This is a genomic window from Microbacterium marinum (assembly GCF_014204835.1).
GTDB lineage: Bacteria > Actinomycetota > Actinomycetes > Actinomycetales > Microbacteriaceae > Microbacterium > Microbacterium marinum.
On record NZ_JACHMD010000001.1, the window covers coordinates 2,372,590 to 2,395,956 of the forward strand.

The window sequence follows — 23,367 nt, forward strand, 5'->3', positions numbered from 1 at the left end:
GTGGGGTTCTCCTCGTGCGCTCGGATCAGCCGTTCACGGGCAGGAGTGGGGTCTCCGAACCCGACGGCATGACGCGGTAGTGCGTGAGCACCTGTGTCATCGCCTTCTTGAACACCGAGCGGTTGGCCGACGACATGCGCTGCTTCTTGGGCTCGTCGAAGACCGTCAGGACAACATACTGCGGATCATCTGCCGGGGCGTAGCCGACCAGCGACGTGAAGTACAGGTTGGGCTTGTATCCGCCCTCGCCGTCGGACACCTGCGCGGTGCCCGTCTTGCCTGCCATCCGGTAGCCGTCGATGGCGATGTCGTCAGCCATCGTGCCCTGCGCGAAGACGTTCTCGAGCATGAGGGAGACCTCTTCTGCCGTCTTCTCCTCGATGACGCGTTCGGGCTCCGCGAGGTCCGGCTCGATCACGGTTCCGTCGGCCAGCGTGCAGGACTCGACGAGCGAGGCGGGCATGCGGACGCCCTTGTTCGCGAAGGTCTGGTACACGTTGGCGACCTGCACGGCGGTCACGGTGAAGGCCTGACCGAAGGTGGTCGTGTAGAACGTCTGGTTGTCCCACTGGTCGACGGGGTGCAGCGTCGTCGTCGGCTCGCCCGTCCAGTTCAGCCTCGACGCTTGTCCGACACCGAACTTCTGCAGGTAGTCGTATCGGGTCTGCGCGTCGACCATGGCGCCGAACTGCGACATCGCGACGTTCGACGACTCCACGAGCCCGCCCGTCAGGGTCAGGTTCTCGGTGACGTGGTCCTCCGAGTCGTTGATCACGGCGCCGTTCTTGAAGACCATGCGATCGGGAACCGTCACCGACGTCTCCGGCGTGGCGCCGCCCTGCTCGATGGCCGTGGCCGCGGTGACCGGCTTGAAGGTCGAACCGGGTTCGTAGGAGAAGCGCAGCAGGCGAGAGCCTCGGTCGTCCGGCTCGCTGGCGCCCGGGTCGTTGGGGTCGACGGTCGGTGTCTCGGCCATGGCGCGGATCTTGCCGGTGGCGGTCTCCATGACGATGATCCCGCCCCAGTCCGCCTTGTAGCGGTCGGTCTCCTCGGCGATGAGCTGCTGCATGTACCACTGCAGGTCGGAGTCGATCGTGAGCTGCAGGGTGCCGCCGTTGACCGCAGGCTCCTCGACGGCAGTCCCGGGGATGGTGACGCCATCGGCGCCACGCTGATAGCGGATGCTGCCGTCGGTCGCCGAGAGGCAGGAGTTCTGCATCTCCTCGAATCCTTCGAGCGGCTCGCCGTCGCTTCCGACGAAGCCGAGCAGGTTTCCGGCGACCGCACCGTTGGGGTAGGTGCGCGAGGGGTTGGATCGGAACGTCAGAAACGGCAGCTCGAGGTCCGCGAGAGCGCGGAACTCCGAGGTGGAGATGTAGCGATCGAGGTACTCGAATCGGTCGTGAGGATCGGCGGCGATCGCATCGTCGACGATGCTCTGCACATCCTCGGCATCCTGACCTGTCACGTCCGCGATGCGCACGGCGAGCTCGGCCCAGGTGATCTTGACGACGTCACCGTTCTCGTCCTTGACCACAGCCCCGTTGTCGTCGCGCTCGTCGATGCCCTCGACGGCGAGCATCGGGTCGAGCTGAGCGTCGTACAGGAGGATGCTGGATGCCAGCGGCGTGCCGTTCGCGTCGACGATGTCGCCTCGCGTGCCGGCGAGCTTCGACGTCGTCTCCATGCCCTTGTCCCGAGCATCGGTCATGTGCTGGCTCGCGTTGACGATCTGGATGTCGACCAGCCGGATCACGAACGCCACCAGGACCACCAGGACGACGCCCAGGGCGACGACGGTCCGACGGCGCGGGCTGCGGGTTGCGCGAGTCGTCATGCTTCTCAGTGTGTGGTCGGCGTGGGCAGTCCGTCGGTGATCGCCGGGGGTGTCGGCGTTTCACTCAGGAGCTTCTCATCGACCGAGACGCCGCTGCTGAGGCTCGCCTCGGGGTCGGTGACCAGAGGCACACCGGCGACGTGGGCGTTCGCGACGGCGGCGCGGGACAGTGCCTGGATGGCCGACTGGTCGGAGGCGCCCTGCTTCGCTCCGAGCGTCTTCCCGTCGCTCAGACGGAGGTAGTTCGGCTCGCCACCTGCGACCAGGCCGAGCGCAGCGGCGTTCGCCGCGAGGAACTGCGGCGAGCTCAGTCCCGCGACTTCCTCCTGGAGGATCTGCTTCTGCCACGTCGCCGACCGCTGCTCCGCGGTGAGGGTGCGCACTTCGTAGGCCCCCTGGGTGGTCAGGATCGACAGGCCCATCTGCGTCGCGCCGATCGCAAGGGCTCCGGCGACGGCGACGATGCCGAACACCAGGCGCGGACGTCGGCGCGGGCGGGCCTCGGCCAGTGCGCGCAGTCGGCGGCCGACCCGCTCGGCCGGCCGGGCCTCGGGGATCGGGGCGAGAGCGGGAACGCTCATGCTGCCGCCTCCTTCACACGTTCGGCCGCGCGCAGCCGGACCGGCGTGGCGCGCGGGTTGCGGAGCTTCTCCTCGTCGGAGGCCAACTCGGCACCCTTGACGAGGAGCCGGAACTTGGGAGCGTGCTCGGGCGGCTCGATCGGGAGTCCCGCGGGCGCCGTGGACGACGACGCTTCCGCGAAGACCCGCTTCACCAGCCGGTCTTCGAGCGACTGGTACGACATGACGACGATGCGTCCTCCGACGGGCAGCAGATCGAGCGCTGCGGGCAGCGCACGCTCGAGCACGGTCAGCTCGCCGTTGACCTCGATCCGGAGCGCCTGGAAGACCCGTTTGGCGGGGTGCCCGGCGCGCTCCCGCTGCACCGCCATCGGGGTCGCCGCGATCAACAGATCGACGAGCTGCCCCGAGCGGGTCAGCGGCTCCTCCGCTCGCGCCGCGATGATGGCGCGGGCGTAGCGGGCGGCGAGCTTCTCCTCGCCGTAGCGCTCGAAGATCCGGCGCAGGTCGCCCTCGCCGTAGGTTGCGACGATGTCCGCCGCGGTCACGTCGGAGGTCTGATCCATCCGCATGTCCAGCGGGGCGTCCTGCGAGTACGCGAAGCCGCGGTCGGCTTCGTCGAGCTGCAGGGAGGAGACGCCCAGATCGAAAAGGATGCCGTCGACCGAACGCCGGCCCGTCGAACGGACGGCTTCGGCGATGCCGTCATAGACGGTGTGGACGAGGGTGACACGGTCGCCGAACCGGGCGAGGCGCTCGCCCGCGATCCGCAGCGCGTCCGTATCGCGGTCGAGTCCGATCAGGTGCGCCTCGGGGAACCGCTCCAGAAGCGCCTCGGAGTGTCCGCCCATCCCTTCGGTGGCATCCACGAAGACCGCGCCCTCGCGCCGGAGCGCGGGGGCGAGCAAGTCGACGCAGCGGTCGAGGAGCACGGGGGTGTGGATGTCGTCGAGGGCCATGATGTGAGGGGGCCTCCCTCGGCTCTGATCCCCATCCGCTCCGACCTGACACCGGGGAAGTGCGTCAGGGCGTGCGGCTGGGAGTCACAGCCGAGGGTCAGAAGAGTCCCGGGATCACCTCCTGCTCCATGTCCGAGTACGTGTCTTCGTTGCTGTCCGCGTAGGCGTTCCACGCGTCCGCGTTCCAGATCTCCGCGTGGGCACCGACGCCGGTGACGATCAGCTCGCGCTCGAGGCCCGCGTATACGCGCAGGTGCGGCGGCACGGTGATCCGGTTCTGCGAGTCCGGCTTCTCCGCACTCGCCCCCGACAGGAACATGCGCTGGAAGTCGCGAGCCTGCTTGTTGGTGAGGGGCGCCTCACGGATGCGCTCGTAGACGCGCTCGAACTCAGCCGAGCTGAACACGTAGAGGCATCGCTCCTGGCCGCGGGTCACCACGACTCCGGATCCGAGGTCGTCGCGGAACTTCGCCGGCAGGATGACGCGGCCTTTGTCGTCGAGCTTGGGGGTGTGCGTGCCCAGCAGCATCAGCTGCTCACCCCCTTCGTCCGGCCCACTCAGGTGTGCGCCACTTTACTCCACTTCCCTCCACTTTACGAGGACATCCTGGGAGAACACGCCGCTGCGCGCGGTTCCGTGGCGAACGGGCGCGCCACGCCGCCACCGCGGCATCCGTAGGCGCACGAAAAAAGAGCACCGACCCGGAGGGCGGTGCTCTCAGTGGAGGAGGGTGGAGGCCGGTCAGCGCTCTTCGTTACGGCGGTCCCAGCGGTCGTTCATCCGGTCCATGAAGGACGCCGAGGAACGTGCGGGTGCCGGCTTGCGCGACCCGGTCGAGGCGGACCGCGCAGCCGCCGCACCACGAGCCGGCGTGAAGGCGAGCACGACTCCTCCGACCATGACGACGAAGGCGATCACGCCGATGACGATCAGGGAGGACGCGACCCCGACGACGAGTCCCGCGATGCCGAGAAGCACGATCACGGACCCGTACACGATGTTCCGGTAGCTGAGGGTGTTCGCGCCGCGGTCAGCACTGACCACGTCGGCGTCGTTGCGCATGAGATGGCGTTCCATCTCGTCCAGCAGACGCTGCTCCTGTTCTGACAGTGGCATGCATCCCCCTCGGGTCGGTCTACCAATAGTACGCGTGCGCGTCATCACTAGGCTAGGCCTGTGTCCTCTCCCGATTCACCGATCGCGGCCGTTTCCCAGCGAGTCGAGAGGTTCCTCGAGCAGCAGCTGAATGCCGTCGACGGATTCGGCGATGAGGCCGCGGCCTTCGTCCGTTCGGGCGCCGCAGCCGCCACGGGCGGCAAACGGTTCCGGGCGAGGTTCTGCCTGGCCGGGTGGCGTGCTGTCGCCTCCGCCGGTCGGCGCGCAGATTCTGTCGTGCCGGATGCCGTGATCTCGGCTGCGGCATCACTCGAGGTCTTCCACGCCGCCGCGCTCGTCCACGACGACATCATCGACAACTCCGACACCCGCCGCGGCGCACCGGCCGCTCACCGCGGATGGGAGGGTCGCCATCGGGACGCGGAGTGGGCCGGCGACCCCGAAGGATTCGGCCGATCGGCTGCCATCCTCCTCGGCGATCTGCTGGTCGCCTGGAGCGACGATCTGCTCGAGGAGGGCTTGGCGGACTTCGACGACGACGCCCGAGCCGCTGCCGCCCGCCGGGAGTACGCGCGCATGCGGCGCGATGTGACGATCGGCCAGTTCCTCGACGTCGCGGAGGAGTCCGCCCACGTCGCGGTCCCCGCCGCCGAACACGCGGAGCGGGCGCTGCGCATCGCCTCACTGAAGTCGGCGCGCTACAGCGTGCAGCATCCGCTCCTCCTCGGCGCGACCCTTGCCGGAGCGGATGCCGCTCAGTACGACGCGCTGAGCGCCTTCGGCCACCCGGTCGGTCTGGCCTTCCAGCTCCGCGACGACGTGCTGGGCGTGTTCGGCGACGAGGCGGCGACGGGCAAACCCGTCGGCGACGATCTGCGGGAGGGCAAGCGCACCCTGCTGGTCGCGTTCGCCCGCGAGCGACTTACTGCAGGAGCGGCGCGGGTGTTCGACGAGCTGATCGGCGACCCCTCCCTCTCGCGGGAGCAGATCGCCTCCCTGCAGCAGACGATCGTCGACACCGACGCGCTGCAGCGCGTCGAAGACCTCATCGGCACCTGGGCCGTCGAAGCGGACCGCGCGCTGCGTGGGGCCGCGCTCGGAAACGCCCCGGTGTCGGAGCTGCGGGACCTCGCCCGCGCTGCGACCGTCCGGACGGCCTGATCGGCGGTGCCGGCGTCAGGCCAGCGACTGGGCGACGCGTCGGACCTCGCTCTTGCGTCCGGCCCGCAGAGACTCGATGGGCGCGACGCCGATGGACTCCTCCGGGGCGAGGAGCCAGTCGATGAGCTCGTCGTCGGAGAAACCGGCATCCTGCAGCACGATCACGGTGCCCCGAAGGGAAGACAGCGGCGAACCGTCCACCAGGAAGAGGGCGGGGACGCGCGGGGCGCCGAACCGGCGAGAGGCGACGAGCTGACGCTCGTCGAGCATGCGGCGGACACGGCCCAGCGGTTCGCCCGTCACCTCGACGAGTTCGGGGAGCGAGAGCCAGTCGGAGGGAGCGTCGTTCGTCACCTTCTCATCCTCTCATCCGCCACTGCCCGCCGTGCGAGATGCCCGCCGACGACCGAGAAGAACCGCAAATCACATTCGTCACATCAGCATCACGCGTTGACACCTGTGCACATCCGTGACAGCGTGTGGCGGGCAGAGACGACTGGGGTCGTGACATCTGGGGATGACGAGAAGGAACGCCCGTTGCACCGGACCACCCCCTCCCCTGCCCTGCGCTCGCGGGTCACCCCCGCCGTCGTCGGGTCGATCGCCCTGACGCTCTCGGTCCTCCCCGCACCCCTCACCGCCTCCGCCGCAGACGTCGCTCCTCGACCCGAGCGCGAGCCCGCCACCCACCCCGCTCCCGCGGCGAAGAGCGTCGTCGTCGGTCGTCCGGCATCCTCGTCGGCCATCCGCACCCACGTCGTCGCCCACGGTGACACCGTCAGCGCGATCGCTGCCCGCCACGGACTCCGCACCGCCGACGTCCTCGCGTGGAACGACCTCACCTGGCGCTCCGTGATCCACCCCGGCGACGTCCTCCGCCTCGGCGCCGGAGCGGAGCGGTCGCGTCCCCGGTCGACATCCGCGCAGGCAGAGACGCCCCGCGCCGCGGGGCGCCACACCGTCCGCGACGGCGACACCCTGTGGGCCATCGCGAAGCGCCACGGCGTCTCCGTCTCCGCGCTCGCGAAGGCGAACGACCTGGGTTCCACCACGACGATCCGGCCCGGCCAGCGCCTCACCATCCCCGGCACGGCGGCTATGACGCGGAGCGCCGCTCGCACCGTGACCCCGACGCCCGCCCCCGAAGCCCGGTCCGCGCGCCACGAGGTGGCCGCCGGCGAGACCCTCTGGGCCGTGGCCGACCGTCACGGCGTCAGCCTGACGCGCCTCCTCGCCGCCAACGGGCTCGACCGGACGTCCATCATCTACCCGGGGCAGAAGCTCGACATCCCGAGCACCGCCGCCGTGGCCGCGACCTCGCGCGCCGAAGCGGCGGACGTCGTGCTCGACGAGGAGCAGATCGGCAACGTCCGCACGATCATCGAGGTGGGTCGCAGTCGCGGCGTCTCGCGCGACGGCATCGCGGTGGCGCTGTCCACCGCGATGGTCGAGTCCTGGATCCGGAACCTCGACTGGGGTGACCGCGACTCCCTCGGACTCTTCCAGCAGCGCCCCAGCGCCGGGTGGGGCTCGGAGGACCAGGTCCGCGACACCCGCCGAGCGGCGGCCGCCTTCTTCGGCGGACCCCGGGACCCCAACGGGAGCGACACCCGCGGGCTTCTGGACATCGACGGCTGGGAGTCAATGGACTTCGCCGACGCCGCCCAAGCCGTCCAGATCTCCGCGTACCCGAAGCGGTACGGCATCTGGGAGGACCAGGCGTACCGCTGGATCGATCTGTACGGCTGATCCTCGGGTTCGCGGGTGAGGCGCTCCGCGGGCTTGCGGCATCCGCTCCGTAGAATCGGCTCGTGAGTACGAGCCAGCAGACCGACCCGCTGATCGGCCGCCTGGTCGACAGTCGGTACCGTGTGCGCGCCCGCATCGCACGTGGTGGCATGGCGACGGTGTACGTCGCGACGGATCTTCGACTCGAACGGCGCGTGGCGCTGAAGGTCATGCACGGCCACCTGTCCGACGACACCGTCTTCCAGAACCGGTTCATCCAGGAGGCTCGCTCCGCCGCGCGCCTGGCAGACCCGCACGTGGTCAACGTGTTCGACCAGGGTCAGGACGGCGAGATGGCCTACCTGGTCATGGAGTACCTGCCCGGCATCACACTGCGCGAGCTCGTCCGCGAGCAGCGTCGACTCACGCTCCCCCAGACCATCACCATCATGGATGCCGTCCTCTCGGGGCTCGCGGCGGCTCATCGCGCGGGCATCATCCACCGCGATGTGAAGCCCGAGAACGTGCTGCTCGCCGAGGACGGCCGCATCAAGATCGGCGACTTCGGGCTCGCTCGCGCGACCAGCGCGAACACCGCGACGGGGCAGATGCTCCTCGGCACGATCGCGTACCTGGCGCCGGAACTGGTGACCCGGGGCACCGCCGATGCGCGGAGTGACATCTACGCCCTCGGGATCATGCTGTACGAGATGCTCACCGGCGAGCAGCCGTACAAGGGCGAGCAGCCGATGCAGATCGCCTACCAGCACGCGACGCACTCGGTCCCCCGCCCGAGCGTGAAGAACCCCGGCGTCCCGGAGCAGCTCGACGAGCTGGTCCTCTGGTCGACGGAGCGCGATCCCGAAGATCGTCCGACCGATGCCCGCGAAATGCTCGAACGTCTGCGCGCCATCCAGAAAGAGCTCGGCATCTTCCCGCAGGTGGTGCGGTCCACTCCCGCCGGAGGCGCGGTCGTCGTCGACGACACGCTCGACTCCGACGAGATGACCCGCGTCATGCCCGGCACGTTCACCGCGCCGCAGGTCACGGAGGACGTCGACAACGCGACGCGGCTGCGCACGCGATCCCGTCGGAACGCCGTGAAGGGCGGGTGGCTCCTCCTTCTCGTCCTCCTGCTCGCGGGTGCCGCCGGCGGCGCCGGATGGTGGTTCGGCTCGGGGCCGGGATCGCTGACGTCGGTTCCGGACGTGGAGGGGATGACGTTCGCCGCGGCTCAGGACCTGCTGGCGGAGAACGACCTGACCGCTGTCGCTGAAGAAGTCCACGACCTCAACGTGCCCGTGGGCGAGGCGCTGGGCTCGAGTCCCTCCGCCGGGGCGCGCCTCGACCGCGAGTCGTCCGTGACGGTGCAGATCTCCGCCGGACCGGCGACCGCCGAGCTCCCCGTCCTCCAGGACCGCACCGCGGACGAGGTGACCGCGCTCCTCGACGAGGTGAGCATCACCGTGGCCGAGGAGAAGATGTTCTTCACGAGCTTCGACCCGGATCGCGTCGTGCGCGTCTACGTGACGCAGGGCGCCGGTTCGGAGCCGGTCGAGTGCACCGAGGGATGCCGCGTGCTGCACGGCTCCACCGCGGAGCTCCGCGTCTCGCTCGGTCCGGTTCCGGCGGTCGCCGGCCAGACCGAGGACGAGGCGGTCCGGACGCTCCGCGACGTGGATCTGGGCGCCACCACGACGGAGGAGTACAGCGGCGAGGTCGAAGCCGGACGCGTCATCCGGGTGCTGGAGCGCGAGGGCGGCGGCAGTTTCCGCCCTGGCGACGAGGTCACCCTCGTCGTGTCGAAGGGCCCCGAGCCGATCGCTGTGCCCGACGTGACCGGATCGACGATCCGGGAGGCCGTCGCGTCCGTTCAAGCCCAAGGATTCGACGTGAACGCGGGCATCAACGATGACCCGCTGCCGCTGGGCGGTGGGTATTGGGACGCGTACTGCGTGAACTCCTACGACCCGAGCGGAACCGCACTGCCGGGCGCGACCATCACGCTGACCCCGATCCTCTGCATCCTCCAGGGCTGAGCCGCGTCCCGCGGCATCCTGGAGCAACGACGACGCGCCGCGGACGGATCGTCACACGGCGCGTCGTCGCGGTACGGCTCAGCGCTTCTCGAGCTCCTCGGCGACGAGGAAGGCGAGCTCCAGGGACTGCATGTGGTTCAGGCGCGGATCGCACAGCGACTCGTAGCGCGTCGCGAGGGTCGCCTCGTCGATCATCTCCGACCCGCCCAGGCACTCCGTCACGTCGTCGCCCGTGAGCTCGACGTGGATACCGCCCGGGAATGTGCCGACGGCGCGGTGGGCCTCGAAGAAGCCCCGCACCTCGTCGACGACGTCATCGAAGCGACGCGTCTTGTAGCCCGTCGGCGTCGTGATGCCGTTGCCGTGCATGGGGTCGGTGACCCACAGCGGCGTGGCGCCGGAGTCCTTGACGGCTTCCAGCAGCGGCGGCAGCGCATCGCGGATCTTACCGGCGCCCATGCGGGTGATGAACGTCAGTCGACCCGGCTCGCGTGCGGGGTCGAGCTTGTCGATCAGGGCGAGAGCAGTCTCGGGCGTCGTCGACGGGCCGAGCTTCACGCCGATGGGGTTCCGGATCTTCGAGAAGTAGTCGACGTGCGCGCCGTCGAGCTCGCGGGTGCGCTCCCCGACCCACAGGAAGTGCGCCGACGTGTTGTACGGCGTCAGCGTGCGGGAGTCGATCCGCGTCATCGGGTGCTCGTAGTCCATGAGCAGGCCCTCGTGGCCGGTGTAGAACTCCACGCCCCGCAGCTCGTCGAAGTTGGCGCCCGCAGCCTCCATGAACTTGATGGCGCGATCGATCTCGCCCGCCAGCCGCTCGTAGCGCTGGTTCGCCGGGTTCTGCGCGAAGCCCTTGTTCCAGCTGTGCACCTCGCGGAGGTCCGCGAAACCGCCCTGAGTGAAGGCGCGGATGAGATTCAGCGTGGATGCCGCGGTGTGGTACCCCTTCAGCAGTCGCTGCGGGTCGGGCTGACGTGAGGCTGCGGTGAAGTCGTACCCGTTGACGATGTCGCCGCGGTAGGCGGGCAGGGTGACGTCCCCGCGCGTCTCGGTGTCACTGGAGCGGGGCTTGGCGAACTGTCCCGCCATGCGGCCCATCTTCACCACCGGCATCGACGCTCCGTAGGTGAGGACGACCGCCATCTGGAGCACGGTCTTGATGCGGTTGCGGATCTGCTCCGCCGTCGCACCGGCATACGTCTCGGCGCAGTCGCCGCCCTGGAGCAGGAATGCTTCTCCGGCTGCGGCCTTCGCCAGACGCGCGCGGAGGTTGTCGACCTCGCCGGCGAAGACGAGGGGCGGGAGGGTCGCGATCTCGGCGGACACCGCGGCGACGGCATCCTGATCGGGCCAGGCCGGCTGCTGCTTGATCGGGAGCGTGCGCCAGTGGTCGAGAGGGGTGGGCATCCCTCGATCCTACCGGCGGGCGGTGACCTCCCTGCGCGCTGTGACGCTCAGGTGTCGGTGGGCGGACGCCGGTCTTTCACGGTCGAGGCGTACACGTCGTCGTACTCCTGCTCGCCCATGCGGTGCAGGGCCACCATGATCTCATCGGTCACGGAGCGCAGCACGAACCGGTCGGACTCGAGTCCGTGGAACCGGCTGAAGTCCAAAGGCTCGCCGATGACCATCCCGACCCGGCCCACGCGCGGCACCGACCGCCCGATCGGCATGACGTCGTCGGTGCCGATCATGACGACGGGGATCACGGGCACGCGTGCCTCGAGCGCCATGCGGGCCAGGCCCGTGCGTCCGCGGTAGAGCTTGCCGTCAGGGCTGCGCGTGCCCTCCGGGTAGATGCCGAGGAGGCTTCCCCGTCCCAGCACCTGCAGTCCCGTGTTCAGCGATGCCTCCGAGGCCTTGCCTCCGGTGCGGTCGATGGGGATCTGTCCGGTCCCCTTCATGAACACACGCGTGGCCCATCCTTTGAGCCCGCTGCCGGTGAAGTAGTCGCTCTTGGCGAGGTAGGTCATGGGACGGTCGATCATGAGCGGGAAGAAGATCGAGTCGCTCACGGACAGGTGATTGCTGGCGATGATGGCCGCGCCCGAGGCGGGGATGTTCCCGCGACCCACGACCCACGGCCGGAAGATCGCCTTCACGACCGGACCGATGATGAGGTACTTCAGGATCCAATAGACCATCTCAGACGCGCCCTCCGGCGAGGTCGGCGACGCCGATGAGCCCAGCGTCGTTGCCGAGGGTGGCGATCGCGAACGACGCCACCGGGTGCTGACCGTAGCCGGGCAGCGCGGCGGCGAACGCCGTGCGGGCAGGGCCGAGGAGCCGCTCCCCCAGATCGGCCACTCCCCCGCCGATCACGAACAGCTCGGGATCGAGGACGGACTGGATGCCGCCGCACGCCTCGCCCAGCGCTGTCGCGACTCGGCTGACCGCTTCGAGCGCGCCGGCATCTCCCCCCTCGATGAGCGCCGCCATCGCCGCAGCCGGGACGATGCCCTCTGCGTCCCGGGCGGCGGCGAGTCCGGCCCCGATGCCGCCGGCATCCGCGATCTCCGCTGCCTCGCGCTGCAGGGCACGACCCGAGGCGTACTGCTCGAGACACCCGCGCTGGCCGCAGCCGCAGGGACGCCCGCCACGCTCGAACCGGATGTGCCCCAGCTCGGCGGCCGTGCCGTTCCCGCCCAGCAGGAGCCGGCCGCCGATGATGACGGCGCCACCCACCCCGGTGCCGAGAGTGAGCATGACCATGTCGTCGACGTCGCGACCCGCGCCGAACCGGAACTCGCCCCAGCCCGCCGCATTCGCGTCGTTCTCGAGGGTGACCGGTCGGCCGATCCGTCCTTCGAGTTCGCTGCGCAGCGGTTCCTCGACCCAGTCGATGTTGGGCGCGTGGAGGATCACCGAGCGGGTCGCGTCGATGAACCCGGCCGCGGCGACGCCGACGGCGTGCACGTCGTGCGTCGTCGTCAGGTCGGCGACCATCACGGCGACCGCTTCCGCCAGGGCGGAAGGGTCCGTCGGCGTCGCCACACGGCGCCGTTCGAGGATGTTCCCGTCGGGGTCGACGACCCCTCCGGCGATCTTGGTCCCACCGATGTCGATGCCGACGTTGAGCACGCGATTCCCTTCGGCCGCGCACGGGCACGCGGCATCCGAGAGTCTAGTGGCGTCGCCTCACCGGCCGTTTCCCGTGGGATCGAGGCTCACGTGACATAGACTCAGTCGCACCAACCCGACGCCAATCGGTACCGAAGGAGCTGCCGCCCATGAGCGCCGTACAATTCGACTCCCCCGCCGTCGTCCCCGCAGACCCGACTGCGAACACGTCAGACCTGCTCGTCGAGAGGGTGAAGGCGACGCCGTCGCTCGCCCTGTTCGCCGTGCCCGACGGCGACGGCTGGCGGGATATCACCGCCGCCGAGTTCCAGCGGGAGGTCGTCGCCCTCGCGAAGGGCTTCGTCGCGGCGGGCATCGAACCCGGCGACAAAGTCGCCTTCATCGCCCGCACGACCTACGACTGGACCCTGGTCGACTTCGCCCTCTTCTTCGCGGGCGCCGTGATGGTCCCCGTGTACGAGACCAGCTCGGCGTCGCAGATCAGCTGGATCCTCTCCGACTCCGGGGCGATCGCCATGATCGCAGAGGGCGCGAAGCACGCCGAGCGGGTTGCGGAGATCCGCTCCGAGGTCCCGCTCATCCGCGAGGTCTGGACGATGGAGTCCGGCGACCTCGACTCGCTGCGAGCGAAGGGCAGCGAGGTCACCGACGAGGAGATCGAGCGCCGCCGGACCCTCGCGAACGCCGACGACATCGCGACGCTGATCTACACGTCCGGTTCGACGGGTCGCCCCAAGGGCTGCGTCCTCACGCACAGCAACTTCGTCGAGCTCTCGCGCAACTCAGCTCGTGCCCTGCACGAGGTCGTCGAGGTCCCCGAGGCCTCGACGCTGCTCTTCCTCCCCCTCGCCCACGTGTTCGCGCGGTTCATCTCCATGCTCAACGTGCACGGTGGCGTGAAGACCGGACACGAACCCGACACGACGAAGCTCCTGGCGTCGCTCGGCTCCTTCAAGCCGAGTTACCTCCTGGCCGTGCCGCGCGTGTTCGAGAAGGTCTACAACTCCGCCGAGCAGAAGGCGGAGGCGGGCGGCAAGGGGAAGATCTTCCGCGCCGCCGCCGCCGTCGCGATCGAGCACTCCCGCAGGCTTCAGGACGGCGAGAAGATCCCGCTCGGCTTGAAGATCAAGTTCGCCCTGTTCGACCGCCTCGTCTACAGCAAGCTGCGCACCGCGATGGGCGGTCGTGTGAAGCACGCCGTGTCGGGATCGGCTCCGCTGGGTCCGCGACTGGGTCACTTCTTCCACAGCCTCGGCGTGCACATCCTCGAGGGCTACGGGCTCACCGAGACCACGGCGCCCGCCTCGGTGAACATTCCGTCGAAGTCCAAGATCGGGACGGTCGGACCCGCCCTGCCGGGTGTCGGCATCCGTCTCGCAGAAGACGGCGAGGTCGAGGTGCGTGGCGTCAACGTCTTCAAGGAGTACTGGCGCAACCCCGAGGCGACCGCTGACGCGTTCGACGACGGCTGGTTCCGCACGGGCGACATCGGCAGCTTCGACTCCGAGGGCTACCTGACCATCACCGGTCGCAAGAAGGAGATCATCGTCACCGCGGGCGGCAAGAACGTCGCACCGGCCGGGCTCGAGGATCCGATCCGCGCAAACCCGATCGTCGGGCAGGTCGTCGTGGTCGGCGATCAGAAGCCATTCATCGCGGCTCTGATCACCCTCGACCGCGAGATGCTCCCGACCTGGCTCGCCAACAACGGGCTCCGCGCTGATCTGCCGATGTCCGATGCGATCCGGAACGAGAAGGTGCTCGCCGAGGTGCAGACCGCGATCGACCGCGCGAACACCAATGTGTCGCGCGCCGAGTCGATCCGGAAGTTCACCCTCCTCGACACCGAGTGGACGGAAGGCTCGGGCCACCTGACGCCGAAGATGAGCATCAAGCGGAACGTCATCCTGCAGGACTTCGCCGCCGACATCGACGAGATCTACGCCGCGAAGGTCTCCACGACCAACATCTCGCTCGGCAACTGACGAGCGAACGCGAGAAGGGCCCGGGAAACCGGGCCCTTCTTCGTCGTTCGCTGCGTCATCGACGCGGACGCCGTCGCCGCTGGCGTCAGAACCAGTCCGACTCGCGCACCTCGCGCATCGCCTGCCGCCGAACGTCCTTCGGAAGCCGGTCGAGGTACAACATGCCATCAAGGTGGTCGCATTCGTGCTGCAACGCCTGCGCGAGGAGCCCCTCCCCCTCGATCACGATCTGCTCGCCGGAGAGGTTGCGACCGGTGACGCGGGCCCACGGATGCCGCGGAGTGTCGTGCCACAGACCCGGCACGGACAGGCACCCCTCGCCGGTCGGCACCGGCTCCCCCGACACCTCGAGGACGGGGTCGAGGATGTACCCGACGTCGCCGTCCACGTTGTAGCTGAAGGCGCGTACCGCGACGCCGATCTGGGGTGCCGCCACTCCGGCGCGTCCGGGGAGCTCGACGGAGTCGACGAGGTCACGGACGAGCGAGCGGATGCCGTCGTCGATGGCGCCCACGGGGTCGCAGACGGTCTTCAGCACGGGGTCTCCGAAGACGCGGATGGGACGCGCGGTCATGCGAGTCCACCGCCGCCGGCACGCAGGCCCTCGACGACGAGCGCGGCGAGCTCCCGCGCGGCGTGGCGGGTCTGCGGGTCGAGCTCGCGGAACGTCACGGGGCCGCCGGTGGCGATGTGGGAGTCGTACGGGAGGGTGACGACCGCGCGCACGCGGCTGCGGAAGTGGGACTCGAGCTCCGCCGGCTTCACGAGGCTCGCGCCCGGTCGCGAGGTGTTCAATACGACGATGGCGGTGCGGACCTGGTCTGCGAACCCGTTGGTCTCGAGCCAGGTGAGCGTCTCGGAGGCGAGCCGCGCCTCGTCGATGCTGCGACCGGCGACGATGATCAGCTGATCGGCGAGTTCGAGAGTGGCATCCATCACCGAGTGCACGATCCCGGTGCCCGTGTCGGTGAGGACGATCGAGTAGTAGTGCGCGGCGACGGCGGCGACGTCGTGGTAGTCGCGGTCGCTGAAGGCCTCGGAGAGGTGGGGATCGGCGTCGGATGCGAGGACGTCGAGCCGCGTCTCGTCGCGCGCCACGACGGCGGACAGGTCGTTGAACCCGGTGATGGCGCCGCGCATGCGGACGAGGTCGCGGACGGTCTTGCCGCTCGTGCGTCCGATGCGCTCGGCGAGGGTGCCGCGGTCGGGGTTGGCGTCGACGGCGATGACCCGGTCCTCCCGGGCATCGGCGAGGGCCATGCCGAGCAGGGTCGTGACACTCGTCTTGCCCACGCCGCCCTTGCGCGAGAGGACGGGGACGAACTTGGCGCCGCCGTGGAGGGGCGCCGCGATCCGCCGGTCGAGTTCCTTGCGGGCTCGCGAGCTCTTGCTGTCGCCGAGGTTCACCCGGCGGGCCGTCGCGGCGTAGACGAAGCGCTGCCAGGGTCCATCGGGCTCGGCGGAGGCCACGCGGGACCGGTCGAGCAGACGGTCGGCGGTGAGGAGGTCGGCCGTCTCGCGGTCGGCGCCGAGCTGGTCGAGTCGGCGCGAGGCGAGCGGCTCCTCCTCGGCCCGCGCGGTCCGTACGCGCTCGAGGGCGTGCTTGTCGGCGCCCGAGGCGTGGTGCATCTCGCGACGGGTCTGGCCCGTGACGACGGTTCCGGTCGGGGTGGTCTCCACCATGACGTCGGCGTCGACGACGTCGTTCGGTACAGGCGCGGGACGGACGACGGGGAGCTCCTCGACGGGGGCGTCCTCGATCAGCTCCGGCGGCCCGGCGTCTTCGATCGACTCGGCCGTGACCGCCGCCGCAGCGAAGTCGGCGTCGTCGAGATCGTCGTCGGCATCGTCGTCGTGCAGTGCGGGCAGGACCACCTCGACCTGCGCCGTCGAGCCGTCGACGATGCCGATCCCGGTGGTCTCGAGGCGGTCGGTGCCGGCCAGCACGCCGTTGTCGACGTCCTCGGACGTCTCGTTGTCGCGGTCACGCATCACGGGCGGTTCACTCCAGGTTCATCGGGGGCGAGAGCGCCCGACCAACCAGGTTACTCGGCGGGGCGAATGACCAGCAAAAGGTCACCCGCCTCGACCTGCGCGGTTCCGGGGATCACGAGCCGTTCGACCGTCCCGTCGACGGGCGCGGTGATGGCGGCTTCCATCTTCATCGCCTCGATGGATGCCACCGGTTGCCCGGCCTGCACCTTCGCGCCCTCATCGGCTTTCAGGGTGACGACGCCCGAGAACGGCGCCGCGACCTGGCCGGGCTTCGACGTGTCGGCCTTCTCGGCCTGCCGCGCTTCGACGGTCACCTGCTGGTCCCTCACGGCGACCGGTCGCAACTGCCCGTTGAGGGTGGCCATGACGGTGCGCATGCCCTTCTCATCGACCTCGCCGATGGCTTCGAGGCCGACGTAGAGCTGAACGCCGCGTTCGATCTCGACGACGTGCTCCTGCCCGGGCACGAGACCGTAGAGGTAGTCCATCGTGTCGAGGACGCTCAGGTCGCCGTACGTGTCGCGCACCTCGTGGAACGCCTTGGTGGGGGCCGGGAACAGGAGCCGATTGAGCTTGGCCCGCCGCGTCGAGGAGTCGGCATCCAATGCCGTGGAGTCGTCGTCCGAGATCTCGGTGACGCCGACCTTCACCGAGCGCCCTGCGAGCACCTTCGAGCGGAAGGGCTCGGGCCACCCGCCCGGGAGGTCGCCGAGCTCGCCCGCCATGAAGCCGACGACCGAGTCGGGCACGTCGTACTTCTCAGGGTTCGCCTCGAAGTCGGCAGGATCCGCCTTGACGGCCGCGAGGTGCAGGGCGAGGTCGCCGACGACCTTCGACGACGGCGTCACCTTGGGCACGCGACCCAGGATGCGGTTGGCGGCGGCGTACATGTCCTCGATGAGTTCGAAGTCCTCGGCGAGGCCGAGTGCGATCGCCTGCTGCCGGAGATTCGACAGCTGACCGCCCGGGATCTCGTGGTGGTAGACGCGACCGGTCGGCCCGGGCAGTCCCGACTCGAAGGGCGCGTAGAGGTTGCGCACCGCCTCCCAGTAGGGCTCGAGGTCCGAGACCGCGTCGAGGTCGAGACCCGTGTCGCGCTCCGTGTCGGCGAGGGCTGCGACCAGAGCCGACAGCGACGGCTGACTGGTCGTCCCCGACATCGGCGCGGCGGCGGCGTCGACGGCGTCAGCGCCGGCGGCGCTCGCGGCCAGGAGCGTTGCGAGCTGCCCGCCCGCAGTGTCGTGGGTGTGGACGTGGACGGGCACGTCGAACCGCTCGCGCAGCGCCCGCACGAGCTTCGCCGCCGCGGCCGGCCGGAGCAGCCCCGCCATGTCCTTGATCGCGAGAATGTGCGCGCCGGAGTCCACGATCTGCTCCGCCAGTCGGAGGTAGTAGTCCAGGGTGTACAGGTCTTCGGCGGGGTCGAGCAGATTGCCGGTGTAGCAAACGGCGACCTCGGCCACGGCCGACCCGGTCCCGAGGACGGCGTCGACGGCGGGCCTCATCTGGTCGACGTCGTTCAAGGCGTCGAAGATGCGGAAGATGTCGACTCCGGATGCCGCGGCTTCGGCCACGAACGCATCGGTGACCTTCGTCGGGTAGGGCGTGTACCCGACCGTGTTCCGGCCCCGCAGCAGCATCTGGATCGCGACGTTGGGCAACGCGGCGCGGAGGGCGTCGAGCCGCTCCCACGGGTCTTCGCCGAGGAAGCGAAGGGCGACATCGTAGGTCGCCCCGCCCCAGGCCTCCACCGACAGGAGTTCGGGGGTGAGACGGGCGACGTACGGCGCCACACGAGCGAGGTCTTTCGTGCGGACACGGGTGGCGAGGAGCGACTGGTGGGCGTCACGGAAGGTCGTCTCGGTGACGGCGAGGGCCGACTGGGCGCGGAGCGCTTGGGCGAAGCGCTGCGGGCCGAGCTCCTGGAGCCGCTGTCGCGACCCTGCCGCCGGGGTGGACGTGAGGTCGAGCGTCGGCAGCTTGGCGCCGGGGTCGGAGCGCACCGGGCTCTCCCCGTGGGGACGGTTCACGGTGACGTCCGCCAGCCACGACACGATCTTCGAGCCGCGGTCCTTCGACTCCCGACCGTTGACGAGCTCGGGTCGTTCGTCGATGAACGCGGTGCTGAGATCGCCCGCGACGAACGCGGGGTCGTCGAGCACGCGCTGGAGGAACGGAATGTTGGTCGAGACGCCGCGGATGCGGAACTCGGCGAGGGCGCGCCGCGAACGACGGACCGCCGACGCGAAGTCGCGGCCGCGGCAGGTGAGCTTCGACAGCATGGAGTCGAAGTGCGGGCTGATCTGGGAGCCCGCCGCGGTCGTGCCGCCGTCGAGGCGGATGCCGGCGCCGCCGGGCGAGCGGTACGTCGTGATCTTGCCGGTGTCGGGGCGGAAACCCTGGGCGGGGTCCTCGGTCGTGATGCGGCATTGCAGTGCTGCTCCGCGCAGGTGGATGTTCTCCTGCTGCAGGCCGAGATCGGCGAGGCTCTCGCCGGAGGCGATGCGCATCTGGGACTGCACGAGGTCGACGTCGGTGACCTCCTCCGTCACGGTGTGCTCGACCTGGATGCGCGGATTCATCTCGATGAAGACGACCTCGCCGGTCCGGGGCCCCGCGGTCTCGAGGAGGAATTCGACGGTTCCCGCGTTCTCGTACCCGATGGAGGTGGCGAACGCGACCGCGTACCCGTGGAGGGCGATGCGGACCTCGTCGGCGAGGTTCGGCGCGGGTGCGATCTCCACCACCTTCTGGTGTCGGCGCTGCACCGAGCAGTCCCGCTCGAACAGGTGCACCGTGTGGCCATTCTTATCGGCGAGGATCTGGACCTCGACGTGACGCGGGCGCTGCACGGCCTGCTCCAGGAAGACCCGGGCGTCACCGAACGCGCTCCCCGCTTCGCGCATGGCCTCTGACAGGGCCGGCGGGAGCGCGTCGCGGTTCTCGACGCGTCGCATTCCCCGCCCGCCTCCCCCGGCGACGGCCTTGACGAAGATGGGGAAGCCGATGTCCTCGGCTTGCGCGACGAGCGCGTCGACATCATCCGAGGCGTCGGTGGAGCGCAAGACCGGCACGCCCGCCGCGATGGCGTGCTGCTTGGCCGTGACCTTGTTCCCTGCCATCTCCAGCACGGTGGCGGAGGGCCCGATGAAGGCGATGCCGTTCGCGGCCGCCTTCGCCGACAGCTCCGGGTTCTCGGAGAGGAAGCCGTAGCCCGGGTAGATCGCGTCGGCGCCGCTCTCGAGCGCCACCCGGATGATCTCGTCGACATCGAGGTACGCACGGACGGGGTGACCGACCTCGCCGATCTGGTACGCCTCGTCGGCCTTCAGGCGGTGCAGCGAGTAGCGGTCTTCGTACGGGAAGACAGCGACGGTGCGCGCCCCCAGCTCATACGCCGCGCGGAATGCACGGATGGCGATCTCACCACGGTTCGCGACCAGGATCTTGCGGAACATGCTTCACCTCGAGAGGGTGCAGGGGCGCCACGGCATCGGGTCGCCGGCGTACGGGCTGAGTACCCTCACAGCCTAGGGGACGGTAACGTAGTGCCTCGTGCACGTACTCTCCGTCAGCTCCCTCAAGGGTGGCGTCGGCAAGACCACCGTGACCCTCGGCCTCGCCTCGGCGGCGTTCGCACGTGGGGTGCGGACTCTCGTCGTCGACCTCGACCCGCAGTCCGACGTCTCCACCGGCATGGACATCCAGGTCGCGGGGCGATTGAACGTCGCCGACGTGCTTGCGAACCCGAAGGAGAAGGTGGTCCGTCAGGCCATCACCTCGAGCGGGTGGGCCAAGGTGCACCCCGGGACGATCGACGTCATGATCGGCAGCCCTTCCGCCATCAACTTCGACGGCCCCCACCCCAGCGTCCGCGATGTCTGGAAGCTCGAAGAGGCACTCGCGACCATCGAGGCCGATTACGACCTCGTGCTGATCGACTGCGCCCCGTCGCTGAACGCCCTCACCCGCACTGCGTGGGCGGCGTCCGACCGCGTCGTCGTGATCACGGAGCCCGGTCTCTTCTCCGTCGCCGCCGCCGACCGTGCCCTCCGCGCGATCGAGGAGATCCGCCGCGGCCTCTCCCCCCGCCTGCAGCCGCTGGGCATCGTCGTCAACCGGGTCAGGCCGCAGTCGATCGAGCACCAGTTCCGCATCAAGGAGCTGCGGGACATGTTCGGACCCCTCGTCCTGTCCCCCCAGCTGCCCGAGCGCACCTCGCTACAGCAGGCGCAGGGTGCGGCCAAGCCGCTGCACATCTGGCCGGGCGACTCTGCACAGGAGCTCGCCGCCGACTTCGACTCGCTCCTTGACCGCATCGTCCGCACGGGTCGGATCCCCGTCGCCGGCGCTTCCGCGGGCGCCTGACGCTCCTCCTCGGCTCGGCAGCCGATCCCGGGTCTTGTGGACCCCGGGCGTCGCGCCCGATCGGCTGAGGACCCGAGCAGCGGGCGCGCGAATGCAGGTCGTTCCCGACGAACGCGGGTCAGACGGTGCGGCGGGTCAGGCCGTGCGTGCGGCGCGGCGGGCCGCGAGCTCGTCGACGGGATCCGGCGACTGGGGGTCGAACTCGACCAGCGTCGTCTCGACCTCGCGCAGGACCTTGCCGACGGCGATGCCGAACACACCCTGGCCGCGGCTGACGAGGTCGATGACCTCGTCGTTCGACGTGCACAGGTAGACCGAGGCGCCATCGCTCATCAGCGTGGTGCCGGCGAGGTCACGGATGCCGGAGGCGCGGAGCTGATCGACCGCGACCCGGATCTGCTGCAGGGAGATGCCGGTGTCGAGGAGCCGCTTCACGAGCTTCAGGACGAGGATGTCGCGGAATCCGTAGAGACGCTGGGATCCCGAACCGCTCGCGCCGCGAACGGTCGGCTCGACGAGTTCGGTGCGAGCCCAGTAGTCGAGCTGGCGATAGGTGATGCCGGCGGCGCGGGCGGCCTGTGCGCCGCGGTAGCCGACCTCGTCGTCCATCGCGGGAAGGCCGTCGGTGAACAGAAGCTCGGTGGAGAACTTCTGCTCGCCCAGCGCGTCATGCGCGGTCATCGGGACCTCCTGCGGGGTATCGGTTCTTCCACGCTAGAGGGTGGAAGGTGAAGCGGCAACGACATCCGATTCCCGCGGTCGGCGTGTCGCGAGTGCGTCAGGGGGTGAGGCGATCGAGAGCGGCCCGGACGAAGACGTCGCGCACATCATCGATACGTCGAGCCAGCTCGGGCGCCAACTCGTTCGCGCGGGCACGCGAACCGGCATCCGTCCGGCGCAGAAGGGGGGCGAGCGCACTCTCGATGAGCGCGGCCTCCCGCTCGGCGGTCTGACGGACACCTCGGATGTGGCGAGGCTGGATGCCGTGGGCGTCGAGCGCCGCCAGCGATCGCAGGAGTGCGAGGGTGCGCTCGTCGTAGGTCTCGGCGGGAGCGATGAGTCCGGCGGAGATCGCATCGTTGAGCAGGCCCGCTCCGGCACCGGCGGCGGAGATGAGCTCGTCGCGGCGGTACCGGCGCGCGGTCTGGACGATGGACGCCGGCGCCGCAGGGGTCCCGGCGTCGCCGTTCTCCTCGAGGTACTCGCGGATGCGTGCGAGAGGGATGCCGAAGTCGCGCTGCATGGTGAGCGCGGTGCGCAGGCGCTCGACGTCGGCGCCGGAGAACTTCCGGTAGCCGGACTCCGTGCGCACGGGCGTGACGATGCCCTGCACTTCGAGGAAGCGGAGCTTGCTCGCGCTGAGGGCGGGGAACTCGGGGCTGAGACGCGCCAGCACCTGGCCGATGCTCAGTGACCCCGCAGACGTCGTCCGTCCGCGGGGTGCCGCAGCCGGGCTCACGCTCCGATCGCCCGCTCTGCGGGAGCGACGAAGAAGTTCAGCCGGAACTTGCCCACCCGCACCTCGGCGCCGTCGACGAGCGTGGCGCGGTCGACGCGCTCTCCGTTGACGTAGGTGCCGTTCAGGGACCGCTGGTCGATCAGCTCGAACACGGAGCCGGTCCGGGTGATCTCGGCATGGCGACGCGAGACCGTCACGTCGTCGAAGAAGATGTCCGCCTCGGGGTGCCGACCCACCGTCGTCACGTCGGTGTCGAGCAGATACCGGGCTCCCGCCGTCGGACCGGAGCGCACGATGAGAAGCGCGGCGCGGGCGGGGAGCGCGTTGATCGCCTCCACCTCCGCGGCGGTCAGCTCGCTGCCGAACGGCACAAAGGACAGGTCGGAATCGTGTCCGAACGTCTGCGTCGCGTCGACGAGACGCGGGTGCGCCGACGTCTCAGCGCCGCGATGAATATCGCCGCCGGGTCGGTGAGTGTCGTCCACGATGTCCTCCTCATTCCACACTAACCGATCGACCGGTCGATCAGTGATCGGCGCCGGGCCTGCTCGGGTGTCTTCGTTTCACCGTGTGTCGTGGGGGACGACACCGGAAAGTCGTCCCCGTAGCCTTTCGCACACCACCCCGTCTCGACAAGGAGAAAATCGTGCCCACCCCCGCTCACCGCACTCCGGCCGTACCCGCTCGCGGGGCCGGGGACTGCATGTGCAGCGTCGGGCGGGCCTGTTCCTCCTTCGCCGCAGGGCATGCCGTGCACCGCGTCCAGGCGCGTCTGGTCGCCGCGACGCCGGGCGAATGGGTCGATGCGATCGTGCTCTCGGCGGACGCTGCAAGCGGATCGATCCGCATCCGCACGTTCGAGGAGGGGCACGAGGTCTCGCTCTGGAACGGAGCGGGCGGGGCGGCCGAACTCCGTGCAGGCGATCCCGTCGCGCTCCACGAGCGGCACCACGTCCTCGCGATCGGGTCGACGCGGTACAACGCCCTTCTCGAGTCCTGACGGTCCGACGGCGGGCGAGCGGGACATGGTAGCGCCCCGCCGTGCACCACAACAGTC

The 23,367-nt window shown here is 69.6% G+C and carries 21 protein-coding genes; 6 read left to right on the forward strand and 15 right to left on the reverse strand.

Translation table 11 applies throughout. From position 1 onward, the window contains the following. Positions 1-25: 25 nt before the first annotated feature. The 5 genes from BKA24_RS11690 to BKA24_RS11710 all read right to left on the reverse strand — a co-directional run bounded on the left by BKA24_RS11690 (position 26) and on the right by BKA24_RS11710 (position 4,494). Positions 26-1,837 carry a peptidoglycan D,D-transpeptidase FtsI family protein gene (locus BKA24_RS11690; protein WP_184218305.1) on the reverse strand — a complete coding sequence of 604 codons (1,812 nt, stop codon included), beginning with the start codon at positions 1,835-1,837 and terminating at the stop codon, positions 26-28. Positions 1,838-1,842: 5 nt separating this feature from the next. Beyond that, positions 1,843-2,418 carry a cell division protein FtsL gene (gene ftsL, locus BKA24_RS11695; RefSeq protein ID WP_246367084.1) on the reverse strand — a complete coding sequence of 192 codons (576 nt, stop codon included), beginning with the start codon at positions 2,416-2,418 and terminating at the stop codon, positions 1,843-1,845. Then, a complete protein-coding gene (gene rsmH / locus BKA24_RS11700; protein WP_184218308.1) occupies positions 2,415-3,377 on the reverse strand; it encodes a 16S rRNA (cytosine(1402)-N(4))-methyltransferase RsmH in 963 nt (320 codons plus the stop codon). Before rsmH ends, ftsL begins: the two co-directional genes overlap by 4 nt. 97 nt (positions 3,378-3,474) lie before the next feature. Next, a complete protein-coding gene (gene mraZ, locus BKA24_RS11705) occupies positions 3,475-3,906 on the reverse strand; it encodes a division/cell wall cluster transcriptional repressor MraZ (protein WP_184218311.1) in 432 nt (143 codons plus the stop codon). Between the two features lie 213 nt (positions 3,907-4,119). Beyond that, positions 4,120-4,494, reverse strand: a complete 375-nt coding sequence (locus BKA24_RS11710; RefSeq protein WP_184218314.1) for a DUF3040 domain-containing protein — start codon at positions 4,492-4,494, stop codon at positions 4,120-4,122. A gap of 60 nt (positions 4,495-4,554) precedes the next feature. On the opposite strand from BKA24_RS11710, the gene BKA24_RS11715 reads away from it, so the two are divergent. Continuing rightward, positions 4,555-5,655, forward strand: a complete 1,101-nt coding sequence (locus BKA24_RS11715) for a polyprenyl synthetase family protein (protein ID WP_184218318.1) — start codon at positions 4,555-4,557, stop codon at positions 5,653-5,655. Positions 5,656-5,670: 15 nt separating this feature from the next. Here BKA24_RS11715 and BKA24_RS11720 read toward each other — a convergent pair whose 3' ends face one another. Beyond that, on the reverse strand, positions 5,671-6,009 hold the full coding sequence (locus BKA24_RS11720) for an Rv2175c family DNA-binding protein (protein ID WP_184218321.1): 339 nt from the start codon (positions 6,007-6,009) through the stop codon (positions 5,671-5,673). Positions 6,010-6,192: 183 nt separating this feature from the next. Between BKA24_RS11720 and BKA24_RS11725 the strand changes: the two genes are divergently transcribed. Together BKA24_RS11725 and pknB are read left to right on the forward strand one after the other, a co-directional pair. Then, positions 6,193-7,404 carry a LysM peptidoglycan-binding domain-containing protein gene (locus BKA24_RS11725; RefSeq protein WP_246367086.1) on the forward strand — a complete coding sequence of 404 codons (1,212 nt, stop codon included), beginning with the start codon at positions 6,193-6,195 and terminating at the stop codon, positions 7,402-7,404. 62 nt (positions 7,405-7,466) lie between these two features. Then, the gene (pknB, locus tag BKA24_RS11730; RefSeq protein ID WP_184218324.1) at positions 7,467-9,422 is read left to right on the forward strand and encodes a Stk1 family PASTA domain-containing Ser/Thr kinase; all 1,956 of its coding nucleotides are present in this window, start codon (positions 7,467-7,469) and stop codon (positions 9,420-9,422) included. Positions 9,423-9,500: 78 nt separating this feature from the next. Here the strand turns inward: pknB and BKA24_RS11735 are convergent, their stop codons facing one another. The 3 genes from BKA24_RS11735 to BKA24_RS11745 are packed head-to-tail and all read right to left on the reverse strand — an operon-like array spanning position 9,501 to position 12,503. Beyond that, complete coding sequence (locus BKA24_RS11735; protein ID WP_184218327.1) at positions 9,501-10,829, reverse strand: class II 3-deoxy-7-phosphoheptulonate synthase; 1,329 nt, start codon at positions 10,827-10,829, stop codon at positions 9,501-9,503. Between the two features lie 47 nt (positions 10,830-10,876). Beyond that, entirely contained in the window at positions 10,877-11,566 is a 690-nt protein-coding gene (locus BKA24_RS11740) for a lysophospholipid acyltransferase family protein (protein ID WP_184218330.1), read from the reverse strand. 1 nt (position 11,567) lies between these two features. Next, on the reverse strand, positions 11,568-12,503 hold the full coding sequence (locus BKA24_RS11745) for an ROK family protein (RefSeq protein ID WP_184218333.1): 936 nt from the start codon (positions 12,501-12,503) through the stop codon (positions 11,568-11,570). A 149-nt stretch (positions 12,504-12,652) separates the two neighbouring features. On the opposite strand from BKA24_RS11745, the gene BKA24_RS11750 reads away from it, so the two are divergent. Continuing rightward, positions 12,653-14,488, forward strand: coding sequence for an AMP-dependent synthetase/ligase (locus tag BKA24_RS11750; protein ID WP_184218336.1), 1,836 nt, complete (start codon positions 12,653-12,655; stop codon positions 14,486-14,488). Between the two features lie 85 nt (positions 14,489-14,573). Here the strand turns inward: BKA24_RS11750 and BKA24_RS11755 are convergent, their stop codons facing one another. From BKA24_RS11755 to BKA24_RS11765, 3 genes are read right to left on the reverse strand one after another with little or no spacing between them, the layout of a single operon-like run. Continuing rightward, positions 14,574-15,062: a peptide deformylase gene (locus tag BKA24_RS11755; RefSeq protein WP_184218339.1), complete on the reverse strand. Its 489-nt coding sequence runs from the start codon at positions 15,060-15,062 to the stop codon at positions 14,574-14,576. Continuing rightward, positions 15,059-16,480 carry a MinD/ParA family ATP-binding protein gene (locus BKA24_RS11760; RefSeq protein ID WP_184218342.1) on the reverse strand — a complete coding sequence of 474 codons (1,422 nt, stop codon included), beginning with the start codon at positions 16,478-16,480 and terminating at the stop codon, positions 15,059-15,061. The genes BKA24_RS11755 and BKA24_RS11760 overlap by 4 nt, the downstream gene beginning before the upstream one ends. 53 nt (positions 16,481-16,533) lie before the next feature. Continuing rightward, complete coding sequence (locus BKA24_RS11765) at positions 16,534-19,941, reverse strand: pyruvate carboxylase (RefSeq protein WP_184218345.1); 3,408 nt, start codon at positions 19,939-19,941, stop codon at positions 16,534-16,536. Between the two features lie 97 nt (positions 19,942-20,038). On the opposite strand from BKA24_RS11765, the gene BKA24_RS11770 reads away from it, so the two are divergent. Beyond that, the gene (locus tag BKA24_RS11770; protein ID WP_184218349.1) at positions 20,039-20,851 is read left to right on the forward strand and encodes an AAA family ATPase; all 813 of its coding nucleotides are present in this window, start codon (positions 20,039-20,041) and stop codon (positions 20,849-20,851) included. Positions 20,852-20,986: 135 nt separating this feature from the next. Here BKA24_RS11770 and BKA24_RS11775 read toward each other — a convergent pair whose 3' ends face one another. From BKA24_RS11775 to BKA24_RS11785, 3 genes are all read right to left on the reverse strand, one after another. Then, a complete protein-coding gene (locus BKA24_RS11775; protein ID WP_184218352.1) occupies positions 20,987-21,532 on the reverse strand; it encodes a MerR family transcriptional regulator in 546 nt (181 codons plus the stop codon). 97 nt (positions 21,533-21,629) lie between these two features. Beyond that, positions 21,630-22,310: a transcriptional regulator FtsR gene (ftsR, locus tag BKA24_RS11780; RefSeq protein WP_343066108.1), complete on the reverse strand. Its 681-nt coding sequence runs from the start codon at positions 22,308-22,310 to the stop codon at positions 21,630-21,632. Continuing rightward, on the reverse strand, positions 22,307-22,795 hold the full coding sequence (locus BKA24_RS11785; RefSeq protein WP_184218355.1) for an FHA domain-containing protein: 489 nt from the start codon (positions 22,793-22,795) through the stop codon (positions 22,307-22,309). The genes ftsR and BKA24_RS11785 overlap by 4 nt, the downstream gene beginning before the upstream one ends. Positions 22,796-23,061: 266 nt before the next feature. Here BKA24_RS11785 and BKA24_RS11790 point away from each other — a divergent pair, with 266 nt between their 5' ends. Beyond that, entirely contained in the window at positions 23,062-23,310 is a 249-nt protein-coding gene (locus BKA24_RS11790) for a hypothetical protein (protein ID WP_343066109.1), read from the forward strand. Positions 23,311-23,367 lie beyond the last annotated feature (57 nt).